Source organism: Actinoplanes sp. NPDC051537 (assembly GCF_055586105.1).
The window spans coordinates 419677-441100 of record NZ_JBVJIU010000007.1 but is presented as its reverse complement, the minus strand read 5'-3'; the positions used below and the strand labels follow the sequence as shown (position 1 = coordinate 441100).

27 protein-coding genes are annotated in these 21424 nt (G+C 72.7%); 18 read left to right on the top strand and 9 right to left on the bottom strand.

The window, feature by feature from the left end; translation table 11 throughout:
• The 5 genes from ACZ6TB_RS19900 to ACZ6TB_RS19880 all read left to right on the top strand — a co-directional run.
• Positions 1 to 357, top strand: a 357-nt coding sequence (locus ACZ6TB_RS19900) for a hypothetical protein (protein ID WP_465555989.1), incomplete at its 5' end; no start/stop codon positions are given.
• 2 nt (positions 358 to 359) lie between these two features.
• Positions 360 to 1007, top strand: a complete 648-nt coding sequence (locus tag ACZ6TB_RS19895; RefSeq protein ID WP_465556063.1) for an HAD-IB family hydrolase — start codon at positions 360 to 362, stop codon at positions 1005 to 1007.
• Positions 1004 to 2122, top strand: a complete 1119-nt coding sequence (locus tag ACZ6TB_RS19890; protein ID WP_465555988.1) for a phosphodiester glycosidase family protein — start codon at positions 1004 to 1006, stop codon at positions 2120 to 2122. The genes ACZ6TB_RS19895 and ACZ6TB_RS19890 overlap by 4 nt, the downstream gene beginning before the upstream one ends.
• A 1-nt stretch (position 2123) precedes the next feature.
• Complete coding sequence (locus tag ACZ6TB_RS19885; protein WP_465555987.1) at positions 2124 to 2972, top strand: decaprenyl-phosphate phosphoribosyltransferase; 849 nt, start codon at positions 2124 to 2126, stop codon at positions 2970 to 2972.
• 10 nt (positions 2973 to 2982) lie between these two features.
• A complete protein-coding gene (locus tag ACZ6TB_RS19880; protein ID WP_465555986.1) occupies positions 2983 to 3660 on the top strand; it encodes a response regulator transcription factor in 678 nt (225 codons plus the stop codon).
• Here the strand turns inward: ACZ6TB_RS19880 and ACZ6TB_RS19875 are convergent.
• The 3 genes from ACZ6TB_RS19875 to ACZ6TB_RS19865 all read right to left on the bottom strand — a co-directional run bounded on the left by ACZ6TB_RS19875 (position 3633) and on the right by ACZ6TB_RS19865 (position 6687).
• Positions 3633 to 5000 (bottom strand): sensor histidine kinase, encoded by a 1368-nt coding sequence (locus ACZ6TB_RS19875; RefSeq protein ID WP_465555985.1) that lies wholly within the window; start codon positions 4998 to 5000, stop codon positions 3633 to 3635. The two genes, ACZ6TB_RS19880 and ACZ6TB_RS19875, sit on opposite strands and share 28 nt — an antisense overlap.
• Entirely contained in the window at positions 4997 to 5386 is a 390-nt protein-coding gene (locus ACZ6TB_RS19870; RefSeq protein ID WP_465555984.1) for a hypothetical protein, read from the bottom strand. Before ACZ6TB_RS19870 ends, ACZ6TB_RS19875 begins: the two co-directional genes overlap by 4 nt.
• A 65-nt stretch (positions 5387 to 5451) precedes the next feature.
• Positions 5452 to 6687: a COG4705 family protein gene (locus ACZ6TB_RS19865; RefSeq protein ID WP_465555983.1), complete on the bottom strand. Its 1236-nt coding sequence runs from the start codon at positions 6685 to 6687 to the stop codon at positions 5452 to 5454.
• Between the two features lie 160 nt (positions 6688 to 6847).
• Here ACZ6TB_RS19865 and ACZ6TB_RS19860 point away from each other — a divergent pair, with 160 nt between their 5' ends.
• Both ACZ6TB_RS19860 and ACZ6TB_RS19855 read left to right on the top strand, forming a co-directional pair.
• Positions 6848 to 7237 (top strand): DUF1707 SHOCT-like domain-containing protein, encoded by a 390-nt coding sequence (locus ACZ6TB_RS19860; protein WP_465555982.1) that lies wholly within the window; start codon positions 6848 to 6850, stop codon positions 7235 to 7237.
• A 6-nt stretch (positions 7238 to 7243) separates the two neighbouring features.
• Positions 7244 to 8833, top strand: coding sequence for an MFS transporter (locus ACZ6TB_RS19855; protein ID WP_465555981.1), 1590 nt, complete (start codon positions 7244 to 7246; stop codon positions 8831 to 8833).
• A gap of 21 nt (positions 8834 to 8854) precedes the next feature.
• Here ACZ6TB_RS19855 and ACZ6TB_RS19850 read toward each other — a convergent pair whose 3' ends face one another.
• Genes ACZ6TB_RS19850 through ACZ6TB_RS19840 form a run of 3 tightly spaced genes read right to left on the bottom strand, consistent with a single transcriptional unit; the run spans position 8855 to position 11086 of the window.
• The gene (locus ACZ6TB_RS19850) at positions 8855 to 9805 is read right to left on the bottom strand and encodes a hypothetical protein (RefSeq protein ID WP_465555980.1); all 951 of its coding nucleotides are present in this window, start codon (positions 9803 to 9805) and stop codon (positions 8855 to 8857) included.
• Positions 9802 to 10692: an ABC transporter ATP-binding protein gene (locus tag ACZ6TB_RS19845; protein WP_465555979.1), complete on the bottom strand. Its 891-nt coding sequence runs from the start codon at positions 10690 to 10692 to the stop codon at positions 9802 to 9804. The genes ACZ6TB_RS19850 and ACZ6TB_RS19845 overlap by 4 nt, the downstream gene beginning before the upstream one ends.
• Entirely contained in the window at positions 10676 to 11086 is a 411-nt protein-coding gene (locus ACZ6TB_RS19840; RefSeq protein WP_465555978.1) for a GntR family transcriptional regulator, read from the bottom strand. Before ACZ6TB_RS19840 ends, ACZ6TB_RS19845 begins: the two co-directional genes overlap by 17 nt.
• A gap of 107 nt (positions 11087 to 11193) precedes the next feature.
• Here ACZ6TB_RS19840 and ACZ6TB_RS19835 point away from each other — a divergent pair, with 107 nt between their 5' ends.
• From ACZ6TB_RS19835 to ACZ6TB_RS19805, 7 genes are all read left to right on the top strand, one after another.
• On the top strand, positions 11194 to 11607 hold the full coding sequence (locus ACZ6TB_RS19835; protein WP_465555977.1) for a GntR family transcriptional regulator: 414 nt from the start codon (positions 11194 to 11196) through the stop codon (positions 11605 to 11607).
• Entirely contained in the window at positions 11604 to 12491 is an 888-nt protein-coding gene (locus ACZ6TB_RS19830; protein WP_465555976.1) for an ABC transporter ATP-binding protein, read from the top strand. Before ACZ6TB_RS19835 ends, ACZ6TB_RS19830 begins: the two co-directional genes overlap by 4 nt.
• Positions 12488 to 13552, top strand: coding sequence for an ABC transporter permease (locus ACZ6TB_RS19825; protein ID WP_465555975.1), 1065 nt, complete (start codon positions 12488 to 12490; stop codon positions 13550 to 13552). Before ACZ6TB_RS19830 ends, ACZ6TB_RS19825 begins: the two co-directional genes overlap by 4 nt.
• 50 nt (positions 13553 to 13602) lie before the next feature.
• On the top strand, positions 13603 to 14400 hold the full coding sequence (locus tag ACZ6TB_RS19820) for a COG4705 family protein (protein ID WP_465555974.1): 798 nt from the start codon (positions 13603 to 13605) through the stop codon (positions 14398 to 14400).
• A gap of 23 nt (positions 14401 to 14423) precedes the next feature.
• The gene (locus tag ACZ6TB_RS19815; RefSeq protein WP_465555973.1) at positions 14424 to 15164 is read left to right on the top strand and encodes a COG4705 family protein; all 741 of its coding nucleotides are present in this window, start codon (positions 14424 to 14426) and stop codon (positions 15162 to 15164) included.
• Between the two features lie 40 nt (positions 15165 to 15204).
• Entirely contained in the window at positions 15205 to 15516 is a 312-nt protein-coding gene (locus tag ACZ6TB_RS19810) for a helix-turn-helix domain-containing protein (protein WP_465556062.1), read from the top strand.
• Positions 15517 to 15682: 166 nt separating this feature from the next.
• Positions 15683 to 16279, top strand: a complete 597-nt coding sequence (locus ACZ6TB_RS19805) for a hypothetical protein (RefSeq protein WP_465555972.1) — start codon at positions 15683 to 15685, stop codon at positions 16277 to 16279.
• Positions 16280 to 16384: 105 nt separating this feature from the next.
• Here ACZ6TB_RS19805 and ACZ6TB_RS19800 read toward each other — a convergent pair whose 3' ends face one another.
• Positions 16385 to 17035, bottom strand: a complete 651-nt coding sequence (locus tag ACZ6TB_RS19800) for a response regulator (protein ID WP_465555971.1) — start codon at positions 17033 to 17035, stop codon at positions 16385 to 16387.
• Complete coding sequence (locus ACZ6TB_RS19795) at positions 17032 to 18426, bottom strand: sensor histidine kinase (RefSeq protein ID WP_465555970.1); 1395 nt, start codon at positions 18424 to 18426, stop codon at positions 17032 to 17034. Before ACZ6TB_RS19795 ends, ACZ6TB_RS19800 begins: the two co-directional genes overlap by 4 nt.
• Positions 18427 to 18549: 123 nt before the next feature.
• Between ACZ6TB_RS19795 and ACZ6TB_RS19790 the strand changes: the two genes are divergently transcribed.
• Both ACZ6TB_RS19790 and ACZ6TB_RS19785 read left to right on the top strand, forming a co-directional pair.
• Positions 18550 to 19272, top strand: a complete 723-nt coding sequence (locus tag ACZ6TB_RS19790; RefSeq protein ID WP_465555969.1) for an ABC transporter ATP-binding protein — start codon at positions 18550 to 18552, stop codon at positions 19270 to 19272.
• Positions 19272 to 20060 (top strand): ABC transporter permease, encoded by a 789-nt coding sequence (locus tag ACZ6TB_RS19785; protein ID WP_465555968.1) that lies wholly within the window; start codon positions 19272 to 19274, stop codon positions 20058 to 20060. Before ACZ6TB_RS19790 ends, ACZ6TB_RS19785 begins: the two co-directional genes overlap by 1 nt.
• On the opposite strand, the gene ACZ6TB_RS19780 is transcribed toward ACZ6TB_RS19785, so the two are convergent.
• Positions 20057 to 20182, bottom strand: coding sequence for a hypothetical protein (locus ACZ6TB_RS19780; protein WP_465555967.1), 126 nt, complete (start codon positions 20180 to 20182; stop codon positions 20057 to 20059). The genes ACZ6TB_RS19785 and ACZ6TB_RS19780 overlap by 4 nt on opposite strands.
• Before the next feature lie 155 nt (positions 20183 to 20337).
• Here ACZ6TB_RS19780 and ACZ6TB_RS19775 point away from each other — a divergent pair, with 155 nt between their 5' ends.
• Together ACZ6TB_RS19775 and ACZ6TB_RS19770 are read left to right on the top strand one after the other, a co-directional pair.
• On the top strand, positions 20338 to 20628 hold the full coding sequence (locus ACZ6TB_RS19775; RefSeq protein ID WP_465555966.1) for a PadR family transcriptional regulator: 291 nt from the start codon (positions 20338 to 20340) through the stop codon (positions 20626 to 20628).
• The gene (locus tag ACZ6TB_RS19770; protein WP_465555965.1) at positions 20625 to 21422 is read left to right on the top strand and encodes a hypothetical protein; all 798 of its coding nucleotides are present in this window, start codon (positions 20625 to 20627) and stop codon (positions 21420 to 21422) included. The genes ACZ6TB_RS19775 and ACZ6TB_RS19770 overlap by 4 nt, the downstream gene beginning before the upstream one ends.
• Positions 21423 to 21424: the final 2 nt, after the last annotated feature.

Here is a 21424-nt window from a genome sequence, read left to right as displayed (position 1 = left end):
AGCGGCAGCGGCAGCGGCAGCGGCAGCGGCAGCGGCAGCGGCAGCGGCAGCGGCAGCGGCAGCGGCAGCGGCAGCGGCAGCGGCAGCGGCAGCGGCAGCGGCGGCGGCGGCGGCCCGCGCGTGCTCGTCGTCCGGCCGGGCCACGTCCGCACCCGGATGACCGCCGGCCTGCCCGAGCCTCCGTTCACGACCGAGCCGTCCGAGGTCGCCGCCCGCGTCCGCCGGGCGCTGACCGGCCGCGCCTCGCTCATCCACGCGCCCGCCGTGCTCCGGCCGGTGATGGCCGCGCTGCGCCTGCTTCCGCCCGCGGTGCACCGCCGCCTCGACGCGTCCGCACGCCAAGGAGCCAGCCCGTGACCATGATGAAAGCACTGCCGGCCGATCCCACGCCGGACGAGCCGGAACCGCGCCGCGGCCGCCCGGTCGCCGTGTGGGATCTCGACGGCACCCTCACCCGCACGGACACGCTGCTGCCGTTCCTGCGCCGCGTCGCCGGCACCGCCGCCGTGGTCCGGGCCCTGGCCGCGGCCACCGGCCGCCGCCGCGGCGCCGCCAAGGAGCTGGTGTTGCGGCACCTGCTCGGCGGGCGCTCGCTCGGTGAGGTCGACCGCATCGCCCGCCGCTACGCCGGCTGGGTGGTGGAGACCCGGCTGCGGGCGGATTCGCGGGAACAGTGGTCGTGGCACCGCCGTGGTCGGCACCGGCTGGTGATCGCCTCGGCCTCGCCCGGCCTCTACGTCCACCACCTCGGTCACCTGCTCGGCGCCGACGAGGTGATCTGCACCGAGATGACCGTCGCCGGCGGCCGGCTCACCGGCGCCCTCGCCGGCGGCAACTGCCGGGGAGCGGAGAAGGCCCGGCGCGTGCTCGCCCATCTCGGCGAGCGGCCGGCGAGCCATGTCTGGGCGTACGCCGACGGCGCCGTCGACCGGCCGCTGCTGGAGCTGGCCGACGTCGCCGTCCGGGTCACGCCCTACCGGCACCACACGATCCGGGACGATCGATGAGCGCCTCACCCGCCATGACCGCGCCGCAGCGGCGTCGCCTCCGCCGGCTGGTGGCCCTCGCCGTCGCGCTGATCCTCCTCGGCCCCGCCATCTCGTACACCCGCGCCCTGACCGCGCCCGGCAGCGCCACCTGGCAGATGCGCACGGTCGACTGGATCCGCTCCCAGCACGGCAACGCCGTGATCAACGCGATCGAGAACTGGTGGTACACCCGGCACAAGCCGGCCACCGGGCCGCCCGACGCCGCCACCCTCCCGTCGATCGGCGCCACCCCCGCGAAGGTCGTCGGACCCGCGGCCCTGCCGCGGCTGGCCGGCGTGACCCAGCTGCCGGGGGAGTCGACGTGGGCGCCCGGCCGCATGTCCGCCGCCGGTCTTCCCCTGATCTGCACCGGCTTCCTGCGGCCCGACCGCGCCCACCTGAGCATCGTCGCGGGAGTCGCCTGGATCCGCGCCGCCGGCACCACCGGCCATCTCGTGGCCGGCACCCGGCAGCCGGGCGGCCCGGCGTGGCCCGGGAACGCCGCCGTGCCGGCCGGCGATGTCGGCCGGCTGGTCGCCACGTTCAACTCCGGGTTCAAGATGCAGGACACGGCGGGTGGCTTCTACCTCGACGGGCAGTCGTCGCCGCCGCTCGCGGCCGGGCTGGCATCGCTGGTCATCGACAAGAACGGCGCGATGACGGTCGGGGCGTGGGGACGTGACGTCTCGATGACCCCCGGCGTCGTCGCCGTGCGGCAGAACCTCGCCCTGATCGTCGACCGCGGCCGGCCGGTCGCCGGGCTCAGCACCAACGCCGACGGGCGCTGGGGCTCCGCGCACAACCAGTACCAGTACACCTGGCGGTCGGGCGCCGGCGTCGACGCGCACGGAAACCTGATCTACGTGGCCGGCAACAAGATGAACCTGGCCACCCTCGCCGCCGCGATGACCGACGCCGGCGTGGTCCGCGGCATGCAGCTGGACATCCACTCCGGCATGGCGAGCTTCGCCTCATGGCAGCCGGCGGGGAGCACCGGCGCGACGCCCACCAAGCTGCTTCCCGCGATGCCGCGCAGCGCGTACCGCTATCTGATCCCCGATCAGCGTGACTTCTTCTATGTGACGGCGGCCTGAGATGGCGTTGCCGACCTTTGCCCCGCCGGTGGCGCCGCCGTTCCTGCTCACCGCCCGGCCGCGTCAATGGATCAAGAACGTGCTGGTGTTCGCGGCGCCGCTCGCGGCCGGCGCCTTCGTCCGGCCGGGCAGCTTCGTCGCGCTGCTCGCCTTCGTGCTCGCCTCGTCCGGGACCTACTTCGTCAACGACGCCGCCGACGCCCAGGCCGACCGTCGCCACCCGGTCAAGCGCCGGCGCCCGGTGGCGGCCGGGCTGATCGCGGTGCGCACGGCCCGGCGGACCGGCATCGGCCTGGCCGCCGCGTCGATCGCGGTCGCGGCCCTCGCCGGGCCGGCCCTGGCCGGGTGCGTTGCCGCCTATCTGGCGCTGACCTTCGCGTACAGCTCGTGGCTCAAGCGGATCGCCGTGGTCGACATCCTGACCGTCGCCGGCGGGTTCCTGCTGCGCACGGTCGGTGGCGCGGTCGCCGCCCGGGTGCCGATGTCCAGCTGGTTCCTGCTCACCGCCCTGCTCGGGTCGCTGTTCCTGGTGACCGGCAAGCGGCTCGGCGAACTGCGGCGCGATCCGCAGGGCCGGGCCGTCCTCGCGTCGTACTCCGTCACCTGGCTGCAGCAGACGCTCACCATGACGCTCACCGGGACCGTCATCGCGTACGCCTGCTGGGCCTTTGCCTTTCGTGGTGGCGGCCTGTCCCTCGTGCCGTTCCTGGCCGGGTTGATGCGCTACAGCCTGCTGGTGGCGCGCGGCGACGGCGAGGCGCCCGAGAACCTCCTCGCCTCGGACCGGTTCCTGCTGGTCAGTGGTTTCGCCTGGGCGGTCCTGGCGACCGCGGCGATCTACTTCGGATAGGGGGTACGCGATGCGTGTCCTGCTGGTCGAGGACGAGCCCGCCCTGGCGAGGATGGTGCGGGTCGCGCTGAACGCCGAGGGCTTCGCGGTCGACGTCGCGAGCACCGGCGACGACGGGCTGTGGGCGGCCACCGAGCACCCGTACGACGTCATCGTGCTCGACATCATGCTGCCCCGGCTGAGCGGCTACGAGGTCTGCCGGCAGCTGCGCGACCGGCAGGTGTGGACGCCGATCGTCATGCTGACCGCCAAGGACGGCGAGCACGACCAGGCCGACGCGCTCGACCTCGGCGCCGACGACTACCTGACCAAGCCGTTCTCGCTGGTGGTTCTGCTGGCCCGGCTGCGGGCCGTGATCCGGCGGGGACAGCCCGAGCGACCGGCGGTGCTGACCGCCGGCGACCTGAGCGTGGACCCGGCGACCCGGCTCGTCAGCCGCGGCGGCATCGCGATCTCGGTGACGAGCCGCGAGTTCGCCCTGCTCGAGTTCCTCATGCGGCACCGCGGCGAGGTGGTCTCCAAGAGCGCCATCATCGCCGGTGTCTGGGACTGGAGCTTCGACGGCGACACCAACATCGTCGAGGTGTACGTCCGCTACCTGCGCAAGAAGATCGACCAGCCGTTCGGCCGCGCCGCCATCGAGACCGTCCGCGGCGCGGGCTACCGGCTGGCGGCCACCGGCGGATGATCCGCCGGCGGCCGGGGGAGGCGTACGTGAAACGACGTGCCCGGCCCGTCGTCGATCCGGACGTCGCCGCCGTGCCCGTCCACGATCTCCCGGGTGATCGGCAGGCCGAGGCCCGAACCCCCGTCGTGCCGGGCCCGGCTGTCGTCGAGCCGGACGAACCGGTCGAAGACGCGTTCCCGGTCGGCCGGGTCGATGCCGGCGCCGTCGTCGGTGACCGTGAGATGGGCGCGGTCGTCCGCCCACACCGCGACGGTCACCGCGGACCGGGCGTGCGCGGCCGCGTTGTCGAGCAGATTGCGCAGCGCGCGCCGTAACCGGGCGGCGTCGCCGACGAGGCGGACGGGCTCCAGGCGTACCCGCAGCGCCACCTCGGGAAAGCGGGCGGCGAACCGTTCCCGCTCGGCCAGGACCAGATCCTCGAGATCCACCTCGTCGCGGCGCACCGTGAGGGCGTGTTCGTCGGAGTGCGCGAGCAGCAACAGGTCGGCGACCAGCGTGCCCAGCCGTTCCGCCTCGCCGCGCAGCAGCGTGAGCTCGTCCTCGGTGCCGGCGCGCCGGGCCAGGTGGTCGAGACCGACCTGGATGGTGGCCAGCGGGCTGCGCAGCTCGTGGCCGGCGTCGGCGACGAACCGCCGCTGGGCCGCGGCCGCCGCCTCGAGGCGGTCGAGCATCGCGTTCATGGTCCGGGCCAGCGCCGCGACCTCGTCCCGCCCGCCCGGCAGCGGCACCCGGGCGTGCAGGTCCTGCGCGGTGATGGTGGCGACCTGCCGCCGGATGGCCTCCACCGGCCGCAGGGAGCGTCCCACGAAGACGAACGTCGCGAGCCCGACGACCAGCACGAGGACCGGCATGCCCCAGGCCAGGGTCCGCGTCATCGCCTCGGCGTTCTCCCGCACCGGCTGCAGCGACTGGGCGACGACGACGGTGCGCGGGCCGGCCGCGGTGGTGACGCCCACCGCCCAGATCCGGTACGGGCCGGCGTCGTCGTCCGGCCACGGGCGGGTGGATCGGGTGGTGCTGCCGACCGGGAGGCCGCGGACCGCGAGCGGCGGCCGGGACCGGGTCGAGAACGAGGAGGCGACCACCTGGCCGGCGCCGTCCAGCACCTGGACCGGGGTCGCGTTCCCGGTCATCGTCTCGATCACGTCGGAGGCCTCGTCGTCGCGCAGCCCGGCGGTGACCTCGGCGACCCGTTGTCGCGCCGTGTTGTCGACGTTGTGCGTGAGGATCGACTCGGTGGCGCGGACGAACCCGACGGCGGCGCCGAGCCCGGTCACGCCGACGACCACCGCCGCCGCGATCGCGGTCCGGAGCCGGACGCCGCCCCGCCATCGCGTCATCCCGTTCTGACCTCCCCGGCGGCCTGGCGGTCCGCCGGGTCCCGGAGCGTTGTGATCGGCAGCCACACCGACCACAGCTGCACCTCGCTGACCGCGAGAAGGGCGAGGACCAGACCGGCGAGCATCCCGTACGGATGGTTCCGCATCGGGAGTGCGACCAGCGCCGCGGGAATCAGCGCCACCGCGCCCCCCAGCCGGGAGGCGAACACGCCGACCGCGAGCGCGAGCGTCAGCGCGGCGACGACCGGCACCGTGGGCAGGTGCACCCGCGGATCGGCCGCGGTGAGATGGCGCAGGCCGGTCGTGGCCAGCGTGGCCAGGGCGGTGGCGACCGCGACGCGTGTGATCACGCGCCGCGGCCACGCGGGTCCGGTTCTGTCCGGCATGGGGGCACCTCGCTCGGCTTCGACCGGGCGACCCTCCCACCGGGCAGTTGAAAGGGCGCTGAAAATCAGACCCCGTCGAACTTGTTCAGGGTGCCGATCAGCGTGGTGAGGGCGCCGGCGCAGTCGGACTGGCGGGGAGTGCCGGCGCGCAGCGCGGTGAGGACGTCGTCGATCTGGCCGTCGAGCTGGTTCCACTTCCGGGAGTCCCGCGGCTTCAGGCCCGCCTCGGCGTCGTCCCACGCCACTTCCAGGTCCTTGACCCGGGCCTTGCCGCCGGCCAGATCATTCTTCGTGACCTTGGCCTTGACGTCGGTCGCGATCGTCGCGAAGGAGGTGAGGTCACCCAGGCGAGTGGTCGGGTGCGTGGCCTTCCCGGTCGCTCCCGGTGTTTGAACGGCCGGCGCGCTCGTCTGGTCCGCGGGCGTCTGGGCGCTCAGCACCCCGCCGGCCGCGACTACGACGGCCAGCCCCGCCGCCGCCCACGCGTAGTCGGCCCGGTGCCCGCCGGCCGGCCCCGCGCCCTTGACGGCCACGCCGTGCCGGTTGACCAGCACCTGTTCGCGCGCCACGAGCACCACGATGATGGCGAAGAACAGCAGGCTCGTGGTGCTGGCGCCGAGGGCGAGACCGCCGAACTGCTTGTCCTGGGTGAGCAGGTCACCGATCGAGGCGCCGAGCGGGCGGGTCAGCACGTACGCGATCCAGAATGTCAAAACCTGCCCGGCGCCTGCCTTGTACGCGATCCAGGTGGCCAGGATGAGCCCGCCGAAGATCAGGACGCCGTTGCGGAAGCCCAGCCCGAGCGCCTCGGTGGCCAGGTCGCCGGCCGCGGTGCCGAGCGCGAACGTGGTGAGGATCGCCCCCCAGTAGAAGCCCTCGCGGCGGGGCGTGTCGATCGAGCTGATCGCCAGCGTGCCCTCCTGGCGATGCCACACGACGAAGACGACGGCCAGGACGACCGCGAAGACCGCGGTGCTGAAGTAGAGGCTGACCCCGAGCGTGTCGGTGAAGAAGTCGGTGATCTGGGTGCCGACGATGCTGACCAGCACGACGCACAGCCAGTAGATCCAGGGCGTGTACTTGCGGGTGCGGAACTGGATGACGAGCGCCGTGGCGAGCACCGCGGCCATCACCGCGTCGGTCACCGCCGGCCCGAGCCCCACGTTCACCGACAGATAGTCGGCGAAGGTCTCGCCGATCGTCGTCGACAGCACTTTGATGACCCAGAATGTCGCCGTAATGGCGGGAACTTTCGTCAGCCAGACGCGTGAGCGTTTCTCGGTGGCATAGCCCAGCGACATTTGTCTCTCCTTGGAAATGGCTCGGTGTCGGGCAGAACGATCAAGGAGCGCTGCTTAGAATTCGCTGAAAGCCCCGTTCGAGTGATCTTCAGCGAATTCTTATCGCCGGCCCGGCATTCTCGATTTACCGCTGACCGACTCCACGACATCGAGGTGCATAGTGACCGAACCCGCGACCCGACTCGAAGGCGCCGTCCGATGCTCGGACGCGGACCGGGAACGTGTCTCCACGAGGCTCCGCGACGCCACCGGCGAGGGCCGGCTGAGCATGACCGATCTCGAGGAACGCCTCACCGCGACGTACACCGCGACCTACGAGCACGAGCTGGCGGTCGTGACGGCCGACCTGCCGCGCCCCGAGCCGTCCCGGCCGGGGTGGTGGGCGATCCTGGCCATGGTGCGCGCCGAGCTGGCGATGCCGGCCGGCCGCCGCCGTCTCGCCCTCGCCGCCGTCCTCCTGGTGTTCTTCGCCGGCGCCGTCGCCGGGGCGTTCCACGGTTTCGGCGCGGAGGGCCACGGTTTCGACCACCACGAGCCGTTCGGCGACTGACCACCCGTGGATTTCCGGGCGTGGCGATCCGCCGCGGTCCCGGCAGGTCTGCTGGCCGGCGTGCTCAGCCTCGTCTGGGCGCTGTGGCTGGCGCGCGACGCCGGTGACCTGGCCGCCCAGTACGCGTGGACCTCGTTCGTCCGGCAGCATCCCCGGTCGGCCGACAACCTGTCCTGGTACGGCGGCATCCATCCGGCGAACTACAGCGTCGTCTCGCCGTTTCTGATGGCGTGGCTCGGCGTGCGCACCACCGGTGTGCTCGCCTGTGTCGGCAGCGCGGTGCTCGGCGGGCTCTGTCTGACCCGGTCCGGCATCCGGCGCCCCCTGGTGCCGGCACTCTGGCTCGCGCTGGCGGTCTGGTGCAACCTCGCCTCCGGGCGGGTCACCTATCTGCTCGGCATGACGTTCGCGTTGATGGCCGTCGCCTTCGTGCAGCGGCGCCGCCCGGTCGTCGCGGCGCTGCTGGGTACGGTCGCAACCCTGTGCAGCCCGGTGGCCGGCGTGTTCGTCGAGGTTCTGGCCGCCGCGCTGTTCCTGGCCGGCCGGCGGCGGCACGCCTGCCTTCTCGCGCCGGGACCGCCCGTGGTCGTGGGGGTGACGGCCCTGCTGTTCCCGTTCACCGGGGTGCAGCCCTTCCCGTCGTTCGCGGCCGTGACCACGGTCGGCGCCGCGATCACCGTCGCCGTGCTGGCTCCGCCGTCGTGGCGCACGGTCCGGGCCGGGGCCTGGGTGTACGCCGCCGGCGTCGCTCTGTGCTGGTTGCTACCCACGCCGATCGGCAGCAACGTCGAGCGGCTCGCGCTGCTGGCCGGCGCGGTCATCCTGATCGGCGCCGCCGCCGTCGAGCAGCCGCGCCGGTGGCGGACGATCGCCACGTACGGGTCGGCCGCCGCGCTCGCCGCCTGGACGATGGTCCAGCCGATCGCCGACCTCGTGCACACCGCCCCGGTGGACGGCACCAGCGCCGACGCCCGGCCGTTGATCGCCGAGCTCCTCCGGCTGGACGCCCAGCGCGGCCGGGTCGAGGTCGTGCCGCTGCGCACCCACTGGGAGGCCGCCGGCGTGGCCCCGTATGTCAACCTGGCCCGGGGCTGGAACCGGCAGGCCGACGTCGAACGCAACCCGCTGTTCTACGACGGCACCGTGACCGCCACGTCGTACCGTGACTGGCTGCGCAATTGGAGCGTGGGCTACGTCGTGCTGCCCGCCGCGGAGGCGGACAGCGCCGGCGTCGCCGAGTCGCGGATCATCACCGCCGGGCCGGACTGGCTGCCCCTGGTGTGGGCGGACGCCGGCTGGCAGGTGTACCGGGTGGCCGGCGTCCTGCCGCTGGCCTCGGCGCCGGCGACGGTCACCTACGCGGGCCCGGCCGCCGTCACCGTCCGGGTTCCCGGCCCGGCCTCGGCCGTGGTGCGGATCGCCTGGTCGCCGTGGCTGGCCATCGACGGGGTCGACGACGACGCGAGCCCGCGCGCCTGCCTCGCCCCCAGCGGCTCCTGGACCGAGCTGGTCGCCCCGTCCGCCGGCACCTACACCATCGAGGCCCGGTACACGCTCGACCGCGGAACGCCGTGCCCCGCCGCGGCCGGAAGCTGAGCGCGCACGGCGGTTGCCGGGTCAGGCCGTGCGGCGCAGGATCCACCACACCGCCAGGGCCAGCACGGCGACCGACAGGCCGAGGAAGAGGCCCGATTCGATGAGCTGAAGCGGCCAGAAGCGGCTGAGCGGCTGGTACGTGTCGAGGAAGCGGTAGCCGTGCTCGATGGCGCAGGCCTCGGCCTGTGCCCGGCTGGCCAGGGCATCGCAGGGGCTCGAAACGCCGGCGCTGCCCATGATCTGGCCGTTGAGGTTGATGACTTCGCTGCTCAGGATCCAGTCGCCGCTGTTGCTGCGCGGGCTGGTCGTGCCGAAGGCATAGGTCACCTGCAGCGGAGTCAGGAAGTGACCGCGCAGGGCCTGCACGCCGAGCTTGATCGGCAGGTAGGCGACCAGCGTGATGACCATCGCGGGGACGGTTCGTTTGAAGATCGCCCCGGCCGCGGCGCCGAGCGCGAACGCGAACACCGTATAGGCGACGGGCACGATCCCGCGGAAGTCGAAGACCTCCGGTTTGAGCCGCCCGAAGTCGTCCTGAAGGCCTTCGATCGGCGTGAACCACCAGGTCATCAGCCAGGTCAGGGCCGCCGCCACGGCAACGGCACCGAGCAGATAGACGCCGAGTTTGACTACCAGCCACCGGACCCGGCCGACCGACTGGGTCCAGGCCAGGCGATGGGTGCCCTGCTCGAGCTCGCGGGCGATCAACGGGCCGCCCCAGAACATGCCGATCAGCAGCGGTACCAGGATGATCAGGCGATAGGACGTCATCACGACGCTGAACTTGTCGGTGAAGTTGCGGGCCAGACCCTGGCAGTCGGCGCCGGAGGTGAGGCAGGCGCTCAGGCCGGAGGCGTGCAGGTAACCGGACATCGCCCGGCGGGTCAGTACGGCGTACAGCGCGATGGCGAGAAACAGGGCGGCGGACGCTAGGATGTGGGGACGTGCCAGCCGGAGGCTGAGCCGGGTCATGTGGGGATCTCCTGGGAGACGGCCGGGGCGGCCATGGCCGCGGTGGTCGGCGCGGACATGTAGGCGAGGGCGAGTTCTTCCAGCGTGGCCGGCCGTACGGTCCAGGCCGGGTCGGTGATCGGCCGGCGGGTCCGGATCAGCAGAGTGGCCTGCCGATCGGTGTAGTCGGCGTCGATCACCTGATGTCCGGCTTCCACCGCGGCGGCACCGCCCCGGGGACCGGTGACGATTCGGTGCTGCTCGAGCAGCTGTTCGGTGTCGTCGGCGAGCTGGACGCGGGCGGCGGACAGCAGAACCAGGTATTCGCAGGTGCGTTCGACGTCGGCGAGCAGGTGCGAGGAGAGCACCACGGTCACGCCGGAGTCGGCGACCTCCTCCATCAGCACCTTGAGGAATTCGCGGCGCGCCAACGGGTCGAGGTCGGCCACCGGCTCGTCGAGCAGCAGCAGCCTCGGTCGTTTCCCGAGGGCGATCGCGAGCGCGAGCTGGGAGCGCTGGCCGCCGGAGAGCTGCCCGACCCGCTGCCGAAGCGGGATGTCGGCGCGGGCCATCCGCTTCTCGGCGAGCGCCTGGTCCCAGCTCGGGTTGAGCCAGCCGCCCATCCGCAGGGTCTCGGCGACGGTGAGACCGCGATACAGCGGCTTGTCCTGGGCCACGAAGCCGACCTCGCTGATCACCGTGCGCGGCGGCCGTCCGAGGACACGCACGTCTCCGGCGCTGGGGCGCAGGAGACCGACGGCGAGACTCAGCAACGTGGTCTTGCCGGCGCCGTTCGGCCCCACCAGCCCGATGACGCGCTCCTGCGGCAGGCTCAGCGAGCAGTCCCGAAGGGCCCATTTCCGGCCGTAGCGACGGCCCAGGCGGGTCGCCTCAAGTGCGGGTGTCATGCAGTCCCTCCGTGTCCTGGACGTCCTGGCGCATCACCGTGCGGTACATCGCTTCGATGTCGTCGTCGACCAGGCCGAGGCGGCGGGCGGTGAACACCCAGTGGGCCAACTGCTGCTGGAGCTCCGCCTGCTCGGCCAGGTCGTGGTGGGAAAGGGTTTTCAGCACGAAGGTGCCGAGCCCGGGACGTGCGCCGACCAGCCCTTCGCGTTCGAGCTCGCGATACGCCTTCAGCACGGTGTTCGGGTTGATCGCAAGCTTCGCGACGACCTCCTTGGCGGTCGGCAGCTTGTCGCCCGGCCGCAGCATGCCGAGCCGCAGGGCGTGCCGGACCTGCTGTGCCAGCTGGAGGTAGGTGGCGACACCCGATCGGTCGTCGAGCTGGAAGTCGATCACCTAAACCTCATTCCACTAATTGCTTAGTGGAAGCATGTTGCGCGGTTTCGGAAAAGTCAAGGACATGTTGGTTGACTGGTGTTCTAGTTTACCGTAACAATTAGCGGGTGATTGATTTTCATGTCGACCGGGCCAGCAGCGTCCCCGCGTACGCGCAGCTGGTTCGGCAGGTACGCGAAGGACTGCGGATCGGGACGTTGCAACCGGGGGACCAGCTGCCCACCGTTCGCAGCGTCGTCACCTCGTGCACGGTCAACCCCACCACCGTGCTCAAGGCCTACCGGGAGCTGGAGCTCTCCGGGCTGGTCGAGGCGCGGCAGGGGGCCGGCACCTTCATCAGCGGGACGCTCGGCAACACCGACCCGCACGTCATGGCCCGCCTGCGCGGCGGACTGGCCCGATGGCTCGGCCAGGCCCGCGAGGCCGGTCTCGAGGACGAGGACGTCCAGGCGCTGCTCGCCTCCGTGATCGTGGAGAACGCGGCGCACAAGAGCCTCGGCCAGAAGGACGGCGCCGCGTGAGCGCCGTCGAGGCCCGCGAGCTGAGCAGGCGCTACGGCAATGTCTGGGCGCTGCGGGACTGCGGCTTCGCGCTGCCCGCCGGCCGCATCATCGCGCTGGTCGGCGCGAACGGCGCGGGTAAGTCGACCCTGATGAGCATCATCGCCGGTACGCTGGCGGCCACCTCCGGCTCGTTGCTGGTGCACGGCCGGCCGGTGGTCAGGGGCCGGTCGCCGGCCCGGGTCGCGATCCTGGCCCAGGACAAGCCGCTGTACCGGGACTTCAGCGTCACCGACATGCTCCGCTTCGGCCGGTCCACCAACGAGGTGTGGGATCAGCGGCGGGCGCTGTCGTGGCTGGAGCGCTTCGACATTCCGCTCGACCGGCGCTGCGGCAAGCTGTCCGGCGGGCAGCGGGCGCAGGTCGCGCTCGCCGTCGCCCTCGGCTCGCGTCCCGCGGTGCTGCTGCTGGACGAGCCCCTCGCCAACCTCGACCCGGTGGCCCGCACCGACGTCACCGGCGAGCTCATGGCCGAGGCCGCCGACGGCGACCTGACCATCATGCTGTCCACCCACATCATCGCCGAGCTCAGCGGCGTCGGCGACCACCTGCTGCTGCTCGACGCGGGCCGGCCGGTGCTCACCGGCGACGTCGACGACCTGCTCGACTGCCACCTGCGGCTCACCGGACCCCGCGCGGACCAGCCGCCCGGCCCGGGCACGATCGTCCAGGCGCAGCACACCGGCCGGCAGTCGACCTTCGTCCTGCGGAAGGCCGCGGAGACGACCGCGCACGCCATCGTCGCCCCGGGCTGGACCGCCCAGCCCCTCACCCTGGACGAGCTGATCCTGACCTACCTCAAGGCGTCGGCCAGGGCCCACCACGAACTGGAGACGGCAGCATGAGCCCGGTGACCGAAGCGCCGACCCCCACGACCAGCCGGCACGACCTCGGGCCCGCCGGTGGCGTACGCGGCCTGCTGTGGTTGACCTGGCGTCAGCATCGCTGGGCCCTCGTCGCCACGCTCGTGCTGGCGGCGGTCCTGGCCGGCTGGATGACCTACCTGTCGATCGAGCTGACCGACCTGTGGCACCAGTGCCACGAGACGTTCTGCGCCGATGACACGCCGCAGGGCCAGCGGCTCGGCGGATCCTCGGCACTGGTCATGACCATGGCCGCCCTGTCGTGGGTGGTGCAGTACATGCCGCTGCTGATCGGCGTGTTCCTCGGCGTCCCGGTGCTGTCCCGGGAGCACGAGCAGCGAACCCTGCTGCTGGCCTGGAGCCAGGACGTCTCGCCGACGCGCTGGCTGTGGGCCAAGCTCAGCATGCTCGGCCTGTTCGTGGCGGCCGTGTCCGCGGTCGTGGCCGGGGTCAGCGACCACCTCGAGCACCTGGAGACGCAGGTCGCTCCGGGGAGCCTCTTCCATTACAACCCGTTCGTGAACACCGGGATGCTGCCGGTCGCGATCAGCCTGTGCTGGTTCACGCTCGGCGTCGCACTCGGGGCCGCGATCAGACGTACGCTGCCCGCCGTGTTCGGGGTCGTTGCCGGTTTCATCGGCCTGGGCTATCTCATCCGGTGGCGCTACCCGACCCTGTTGAAGCCACTGTCCGCGGTCCGGCTGATCGGCGCCCCGGACGACGGTCTGCTGCACGGCAACGCCCTGCTCGTGAAGGGCGGACTGATCTCGTCCGGCATCGACGGTCCGTCCGCCGCGTACGACGCCACCGGGCATCAGCTCAGCGGCGTCGAGCTGGAACGCCTCTGCCCGCCGGACAACGGCGCCGGCACGATACTCAGCTGCTACACGTCCCACCATCTCGAGCAGCACCTGCAGTACCAGCCGGGCAGCCGGATCCCCGAGTTCCACCTGATCCTCGCCGCCGGCTACCTGGGCCTCGCCGCGGTGGCCGTCCTCGCCGTCTGGTGGATCGTCCGCCGTACCAACCTCAGCGCGGGTTGATCCCGGCCGATTCAGCGCTTTTTCAGGTCCGGCCGGAGAGCCTTCCGGCCGTGACCGTTGACGAACAGACCTGGCGCCCGCACGGCCCGGCAATGCTGGCCGTGAAGGTGCCGCAGGTGACCGCCCTGTTCTGGGTGATCAAGGTGCTGACCACCGGGATGGGCGAGACCGCCTCCGACTTCCTGGCCCGCACCATCGACCCGCCGGTGGCTGTGGCCGCCGGAGCCCTCGGACTGGCGGTGGCGCTGGCCGTCCAGCTGCGGGCGCGCCGCTACCGGGCGGGCGTCTACTGGTTCGCGGTGGTGATGGTCAGCATCTTCGGGACGATGGCGGCGGACGTTCTGCATGTGGGGCTCGGGATCCCGTACGCCATCTCGACCTCCTTCTTCGCGATCGGTCTCGTCGTGGTCCTGGTCGCCTGGTACCGCAGTGAGCGCACGCTGTCGATCCACACCGTCACCCGGGGCCGCCCGGAGCTGTTCTACTGGGCGACCGTGCTGGTCACCTTCGCGCTCGGCACCGCCGCCGGCGACCTGACCGCGGCCACCTGGGGCTGGGGCTACCTGCTGTCGGGTTTCGTGTTCGCCGCGGCGATCGGCGTGCCGGCGCTCGCCTTCCGCGCGGGCCGCCTCGACGCGATCGCCGCGTTCTGGGCCGCCTACGTGATCACCCGCCCGCTGGGCGCCTCGTTCGCCGACTGGATGGGCGTGTCCACCGCGCGGGGCGGGCTCGGGTGGGGGACCGGCCCGGTCACCGCCGCCTGGGCCGCGGTCATCGTGGCCCTCGTCGTCCACCTGGCGGTGCGCCGCACGGACGCTCCCGTACCGGCCCGTTCAGCCATCTCTTAGGGGTTCGTTGCGAGTGTTCGGTCATGCCCAGCGCATGGCCGGACGACTCGCAGCGACCGTTTCGCCGTTACCTCGGCAAAGCGCCCGAGGTCACGATCTACTTCTGGATCATCAAGGTCCTCGCGGCGCCCGTGGGCAATGCCGTCGCGGACGTTCTGTGGCCGGTTCTCGGCCTCGCCGTCACCACCATGCTGATCTCCACCCTGCTCGCGGCCGTGCTGGTGGTGCAGCTGTCGGTGAACCGGTACCTGCCGGGCCTGTACTGGGCGATCGTGGTGACGATGGGCGTGTTCGGCCCGCTCGTCGCGGACAACCTGACCGAGATCTTCGGCGTCACCCCCGCGGCCGCCACGGTCGCCTTCGCCGCGCTGCTGCTGGCCACCTTCGGGATCTGGTACGCCGTGGAGCGAACCCTGTCGATCCACACCGTCGACACCCCGCGCCGCGAGGCGTTCTACTGGGTCGCGGTGTTCCTCACCTTCGCCCTGGGTGCGACCGTGACCGCGAACGGGGCCGCCGTCGCCGTGCCGGTCGCGGCGGTCTGGGCCGCCCACCGGTACCTCGGTGTCGGCGCGACGTTCGCGTTCTGGGCCGCCTACGTCCTCACCGACCCGCTCGGCGCCGCCCTGGGCGGCCGGATCGCCGTCGACGTCGCCGGCCTGATCGCGATCCTGCTGGTGATCGGCTATCTGAGCGTCAGCCACCGCGACGAACCGTCCCTGGAGGCCGCGGCGCGGCGGGCGCGCGCTCGGCCTCCCGGCTGATCCGGTCAGCCGGCCACCTTGGCCGCGTGTCTTGGCCGGGGTGGTGGCGGGGGAGCGGACCCTGGTGCAGGAGGAGATCGACCGGCTGTGGCGGCTGCCGCACGAGGACGACCACCCGGCCGTCCCGAACGGACAGAACGCGGTCACGGTGCGGCTGGTCAGCCTGGCGCTGCGGCACGCCGGCGAGCCGCGCACGGCCGCCGAGATCGCCGAGATCGCCGACGAACTGGGCATCTCGCGGGCGACCGCGCAGCGCTACCTGGCCGCCCTGGCGCGCGACGGCTCGGCCGAGATGCGCCTGCGCTACGGCGCCACCGGACGCCCCGAGCACCGCTATCACTGGGTGGCGTGAAGAACGGCCTAAGTATTCGCTAAGAAGCTCGCCCCGGCTGGGCTAAGAGTTCGCGATGCCAGGGCCGGTCCAGGTCCCTGACAGCTCATTCCTAAGTTCGCTGCCGAATGTCGGGCTACCAGCAGCACCGGCATCCGGCCGGGCCGCGGAACGAGGGGAACATCTCGTGTCGACGAATGCGAACAAGGTGGCCAAGCGCGCCGGGCTGGCCGCGGCCGGCGTCGTGGCGGCCGGGCTGGTCGTTCTCGGCGGTTCGGCGATGGCCGACGCCGCGACACCCGCACCCGGCGCCTCGGCGGGCGCCACGAACGACACCGGCCGCGGCGGGTCGAACGACGCCGCCGTGACCGGGGACGAGCTGGCGAAGGTGACGGCGGCGGTCAAGGCCAAGGACTCGTCGATCACGGTGACGAGCGTGCGCAGGGACCCGGACAACTCCTACGACGTGCTAGGCACGAAGGCGGGCGCGAACGTCATGTACGACTTGAGCGCCGACCTGACGACCTTCACCCAGAGCACCGGCCGCGGCGGCGGCAACGGCCACGGCGGCGGTGGGTCGAAGGACACCGCGGTGACCGGGGACGAGCTGGCGAAGGTGACGGCGGCGGTCAAGGCCGAGGACTCGTCGATCACGGTGACGAGCGTGCGCAAGGACCCGGACAACTCCTACGACGTGTTCGGCACCAAGGCGGGTGCGAACGTCATGTACGACGTGAGCGCCGACCTGACGACCTTCACCCAGAACGCCCACGCCGGCAAGTAATCGGCCCGCCCGCCCGCCTGGCCGGGCGGCCCGGGCAAGGCCCACGGGCCGCCCGTGAGTGTCGCGGGCGGCCCGTGAGTGTCGCGGGCGGCCCGTGCCGCCGGATCAGGCGGTCACCAGGCCGGTCCGGTAGGCGACGATGACGAGCTGGACCCGATCGCGGGCCGCGAGCTTGGTCATCAGCCGGCTGACGTAGCTCTTCACGGTGGCGGTCGTGACGTGGATGCGCTCGGCGATCTCGGCGTTCGACGCGCCCTGGCCGATGAGCGTGAGCACTTCGCGTTCCCGCTCGGTCAACGCGTCCAGCGCCGGCGCTTTCCGCTGCGGCTCGGGATGGCGGACCACCATCTCGATGAGGCGGCGCGTGACGCTCGGCGCGATCAGCGCGTCGCCGGCCGCGACCACCCGGATCGCGGCGACGATGTCCTCGAGCGCCATGTCCTTGACCAGGAGGCCCGACGCCCCGGCGCTCAGCGCGCCGTAGACGTATTCGTCGTCGTCGAACGTGGTGAGCGCGAGCACCCGCGGCGGCTCGGGCTCGGCGGTGATCCGGCGGGTCGCCTCGATGCCGTCCATGCCCGGCATCCGGATGTCCATCACCACCACATCGGGCCGTAGCTCCCGGGTCAGCCGGACCGCCTCGTCGCCGTCCTTCGCCTCGCCGGCCACCTCGACCCCTTCGGCATCGTCGAGAACCATCGTGAGCGCCGTGCGCACCAGCGCGTGGTCGTCGGCGAGCAGCACCCGAACGGTCACGCCGCGACCACTTCCGGCTCGAGCGGCAACGACACCGCCACCCGGAACCCACCCTCCGCCCGCGCGCCCGCCGTCATGCTGCCGTGCAACAGCGCGACCCGTTCCCGCAGACCGAGCAGCCCGAACCCGCCCGACCCGGCGTCCCCGGCTCCGCCGCTCCCGCTCCCGCCGCTCCCGCTCCCGCCGCTCCCGCTGCCGGCTCCGCCGCTCCCGCTTCCGCCACCGGTCCCGCCTCCGATCCCGCCTCCGATCCCGCCGCTCGCGATCGCGCCGCTCCTGCCGTTGCCGTTCCTGCTGCGGCCGCCGTGGCCGTCGCCGTCGTCGGAGACGTCGATGGCCAGCTCGGCCGGGCGGTATTCGACCCGGACACGGCAGGCCCCGGCCCCGGCGTGACGCAACACGTTGGTCAGCGACTCCTGGATGATCCGGTAGGCGGACAACTCGACCTCGGCCGGCAGCGGCCGGCGATCGCCGACCCAGCGGAGCTCGACCGTCACGCCGGCGTCGCCGGTGGTCGCGGCCAGCCCTTCCACGTCGGCCAGGCTCGGCGCGGGATGCAAAGGCGGTGTGCCGGCGGCCCGGTCGCCCGGCTGTCGCAGCCCGCCGACGACCCGGCGCAGCCCGGACAGCGTGTCGCGGCTGGTCAACTCGACCGCCCGCATCGCCTCCCGAGCGCGCTCGGGCTGCGTGTCCATGACCCGGGCCGCCGCGCCCGCCTGCAGCGCGATGACGCCCACGCTGTGCGCGACCTGGTCGTGCAGCTCGCGCGAGATGCGCAGCCGCTCGGTCATCACCGCCTGGGTCGCGGTCTGCTCGCTGAGGCGTCGCGCGTACTCACGGGCCTGCCGGATCGAGAAGCCGAGCAAGGCGGCCACCAGGGCCGGCAGCACCGCGTACGCCAGCCAGAGCGTCCACGGCAGCTGGAGGCCCAGGGGGACGCCCTCGTCGGGATAACGCAGCAGCCGCCGCAGGACCGAGGTCACCGGCAGCGCCGCCAGCACCGGGACCATCGCGGCGAACCACGCCCACGGCGGTTGCGTCACGATGACGGCGGCGAGCATGACGTCGGCGGCGAGCAGGAACAGGGTGAGCGCGCTCTCGACGGAGCTGGCGAGGCCGCCCGGGCTGACCGCGAGCACGATCGTGATGGCCGAGACGACCATGAGGTTGACGGCGAGCAGCGGCCGGGGGCGGGCCAGCCGGAGTGACGCGACGCCGAGCACGAGCGCCGCGGCGATCAGGGCCCAGCACCACGCCGGCCGGGCGGCCAGGCCGCTCGGCAGGCCGGGCAGGCCGGTGTAACCGCGCAGCGCGCTGAACGCGGCGAGGCACCAGATCAGCCCGGCCCAGCCGACCCACGTAAGCCCTCGACGACGCGGTGTGCCCTGCATGGGGCCGATGGTAGCGACGGGAGGCGCCGCCGACATCCGACCACGGTATGACGACCACGGTCGATGGTGAGGGCGTTCCCCGGTCCGATGACGAGACCGGGGCGGCCGCGGAACCGTATCGGCATGATTGAAGTTGACGAGTTGGTCAAGCGTTATGGCGCCACCACGGCGGTGGCCGGCCTGTCGTTCACCGCCCGGCCGGGAGTGGTGACCGGCTTCCTCGGCCCGAACGGCGCGGGCAAGACGACCACGCTTCGGGTGCTGCTCGGGCTGGACGCGCCGACGAGCGGGCACGCCACGATCGGCGGGGTGCCGTTCCGCCGGCACCGACGCGGGCTGCGGCACGCCGGGGCCCTGCTCGACGCGCAGCAGGCCCACCCGGGACGCAGCGCCGTCGTTCACCTGGCCGCGCTGGCCCGCAGCAACGGCTTGCCCCGCCGCCGGGTCGACGAGGTGCTCGGCGAGGTGGGCCTGGCCGAGGTGGCGGGCCGGCGCGTCGGCACGTACTCGCTGGGCATGCGGCAGCGGCTCGGGGTGGCCACGGCCCTGCTCGGCGATCCGCCGGTGCTGCTGTTCGACGAGCCGGTGAACGGGATGGACCCGGAGGGCGTGCGCTGGGTCCGCGGCCTGTTCCGGCGGCTCGCGGCCGAGGGGCGCACGGTGTTCCTGTCCAGCCACCTGATCACGGAGATGGCCGCCACCGCGGACGAGGTCGTCATCATCGGCCAGGGACGGCTGCTGGCGTCGGGCACGGTGACCGAGCTGGCCGGTCCCGGCGGTTCGCTGGAGGACGCGTTCTTCGATCTCACCGCGGCGAGCGTCGACTACCGGGCCGGGGGCGCGTGATGCGTGATCTGATCGCGTCCGAGTGGCTCAAGTCCCGCTCGCTGCGCTCCACCTGGTGGGCGCTGGCCCTGGCCACGGTGGTGGTGACCGCCGCGGCGGCGGTGGCGTCGCACGCCGACTTCGCGAACTTCCCGCACTACAGCCCCGCGGAGCAGCGCTCGCACAGCTTCGCGCTCGCCGACGGCTTCCCGATCGCCGGCTATCTGGTGCTCGTCGTGGTGGCGGTCAGCGCCGGCGCCGCCGGCATGCTCAGTGAGTACAGCAGCGGGCTGATCCGGGTCACGGCGGCCGCCGTGCCGGCCCGCGCCGAGTTGCTGGCGGCGAAGGCGCTCGTGGTCGCCGTCCCGTGGGCGGTGGCCGGCGTGCTCGGCTCGGTGGCCGGGTTCGCCGTCGCCCAGACAACCCTGGCCGGCCGCGGCGCGAACGTGACGCTCACCGACCCGGGAACCGTCCCCGCGCTGGTGGCGGCGGCGCTGATCGGGCCGGTCTGCGCCCTCGTCGGCCTCGGCATCGCGGTGCTGCTGCGGCACGCCGGCACGGTCTACGTGACCGGCATCGTGCTGCTGGTGATGCTGCCGACACTGCTGAGTATCCGCTCGGACACCACCCGGATGCTCCACCACGCGATGCTCATTCCGGCCTGGCAGCGCCTGACGGAGTCGTACGGGCCGCCCGCGGCCGTCGATCCGCTCTACACGTCGGCCACGGAAGCCTGGCTCGCGTACCTGATCTGGCCGACCGTCGTGATCGCGGCCGCGATGGTGGTGCAGCACCGGCGCGACGTCTAGCCCGGCGAGCGCGCCCCCAGCCGATCCAGCAGCAGGTCGAGCGACGGCTCGGCCGAGACGAGCGCGACCTCGGTCGTGCCGTCGTGCGGGACGAGGGCGCGTACGTGGATCGGGTCGTGCACGCCGATGAACGACGCGCCGCCGATCGGGTTGAGCGCCGTCCGGTCGGCCGGTGTGATGTCGGCCGGCCATGCGGGCGCCGCGCGCTCAGGTTTCCCCTTCCGCTATATCGTCCCGCGTAGTACGTTGGGCGATATAGCGGAGGACGGAGTAGACGATGGAACCGGGCTTTCTGATCCTGGCCAGCCTCGCGGACGGCGACAAGCACGGGTACGCGATCACCACCGACATCGCCGAGCAGGCCGGGGTGACGCTCGGGCCGGGCACGCTGTACGCGGCCCTGCAACGGCTGGAGGAGCGCGGCCTGATCGAGGCGACGCCGGCCGAGGGACGCCGCCGCCCCTATCGGATCACCGCGGCCGGCGCGGCCGAGCTGACCGCCCAGGCCACCCGCATGCAGCATCTGGCCACGCTGAGCCTGCACCGCCTGCGGCCGGGCCCGGCATGAGCGGCGACCCGCGGCTGGTCCGCGCGCTGGTGGCCTGCTACCCGGCCGGTTGGCGCCGCCGGTACGGCGACGAGTACGCCCAGCTGCTGCGCGACCTGCGTGTCCACCGTCATCCGCGGTTGATCGCCGACTCGATCGGCGGCGCCGCCCGCGCCCACGGAGGTGTTCTGATGGCCGGCGATTCCCCGATGAGCCTGATGGTGTGGGCGGGCGGGCTGTTCACGGTGGCCGGCATCGGTTTCGCGAAGCTGGCCGAGGACTTCACCGGCGCCGGCCGAGGCCCGTACGTGCTGCTGGTCGTGGCCGCGGCGCTGGCCCTGCTCGCGCTCGTGGCCGCCGCGGCGCCGGCCGGTGTCGCGCTGCTGCGCGGCCGGGACGCCGGGGCGTGGAAGTACGTGGCCGTCCCGGTGGCGGGTGCCGGCGTCTGGCTCGGCGTCCTCGCGCTCGCCCGGCCGATCTCACCGAGGATGGTCGCGTTCCTGCTCGTCGCGGTGACCGGAATCGTCGTGGTGGCCGCGACCGCCGGGGCGGTCATCGCCGTCCTGCGTCGCGTGCCGGCGAGGCTGCCGGGCCGGTTGCGGCCGGTCGCCGTCGTAACCGTCGCCGCGGGCATGGCGGTCGCCACCGTCGCCGCGCTGTTGTGGGGCCTGCGGATCCGCGCCGGGGACCCGGCCGGATTCCACGGGCACACCGGGCTGCTGGCCACGCCGTTCGTGCCCAGCTGGATCGCCGTCGTCGTGGCGCTGGCCGCCGCGAGCGTCCTGGCCGCGTTCGCCGTGCGGCGGCCCGCGTGACC

Coding starts and splice junctions, on each gene's coding strand:
- ACZ6TB_RS19895 (WP_465556063.1), top strand. CDS start 360: ATGATGAAAGCACTGCCGGCCGATCCCACGCCGGACGAGCCGGAACCG.
- ACZ6TB_RS19890 (WP_465555988.1), top strand. CDS start 1,004: ATGAGCGCCTCACCCGCCATGACCGCGCCGCAGCGGCGTCGCCTCCGC.
- ACZ6TB_RS19885 (WP_465555987.1), top strand. CDS start 2,124: ATGGCGTTGCCGACCTTTGCCCCGCCGGTGGCGCCGCCGTTCCTGCTC.
- ACZ6TB_RS19880 (WP_465555986.1), top strand. CDS start 2,983: ATGCGTGTCCTGCTGGTCGAGGACGAGCCCGCCCTGGCGAGGATGGTG.
- ACZ6TB_RS19875 (WP_465555985.1), bottom strand. CDS start 5,000: ATGACGCGATGGCGGGGCGGCGTCCGGCTCCGGACCGCGATCGCGGCG.
- ACZ6TB_RS19870 (WP_465555984.1), bottom strand. CDS start 5,386: ATGCCGGACAGAACCGGACCCGCGTGGCCGCGGCGCGTGATCACACGC.
- ACZ6TB_RS19865 (WP_465555983.1), bottom strand. CDS start 6,687: ATGTCGCTGGGCTATGCCACCGAGAAACGCTCACGCGTCTGGCTGACG.
- ACZ6TB_RS19850 (WP_465555980.1), bottom strand. CDS start 9,805: ATGACCCGGCTCAGCCTCCGGCTGGCACGTCCCCACATCCTAGCGTCC.
- ACZ6TB_RS19845 (WP_465555979.1), bottom strand. CDS start 10,692: ATGACACCCGCACTTGAGGCGACCCGCCTGGGCCGTCGCTACGGCCGG.
- ACZ6TB_RS19825 (WP_465555975.1), top strand. CDS start 12,488: ATGAGCCCGGTGACCGAAGCGCCGACCCCCACGACCAGCCGGCACGAC.
- ACZ6TB_RS19815 (WP_465555973.1), top strand. CDS start 14,424: ATGCCCAGCGCATGGCCGGACGACTCGCAGCGACCGTTTCGCCGTTAC.
- ACZ6TB_RS19795 (WP_465555970.1), bottom strand. CDS start 18,426: ATGCAGGGCACACCGCGTCGTCGAGGGCTTACGTGGGTCGGCTGGGCC.
- ACZ6TB_RS19790 (WP_465555969.1), top strand. CDS start 18,550: ATGATTGAAGTTGACGAGTTGGTCAAGCGTTATGGCGCCACCACGGCG.
- ACZ6TB_RS19785 (WP_465555968.1), top strand. CDS start 19,272: ATGCGTGATCTGATCGCGTCCGAGTGGCTCAAGTCCCGCTCGCTGCGC.
- ACZ6TB_RS19775 (WP_465555966.1), top strand. CDS start 20,338: ATGGAACCGGGCTTTCTGATCCTGGCCAGCCTCGCGGACGGCGACAAG.
- ACZ6TB_RS19770 (WP_465555965.1), top strand. CDS start 20,625: ATGAGCGGCGACCCGCGGCTGGTCCGCGCGCTGGTGGCCTGCTACCCG.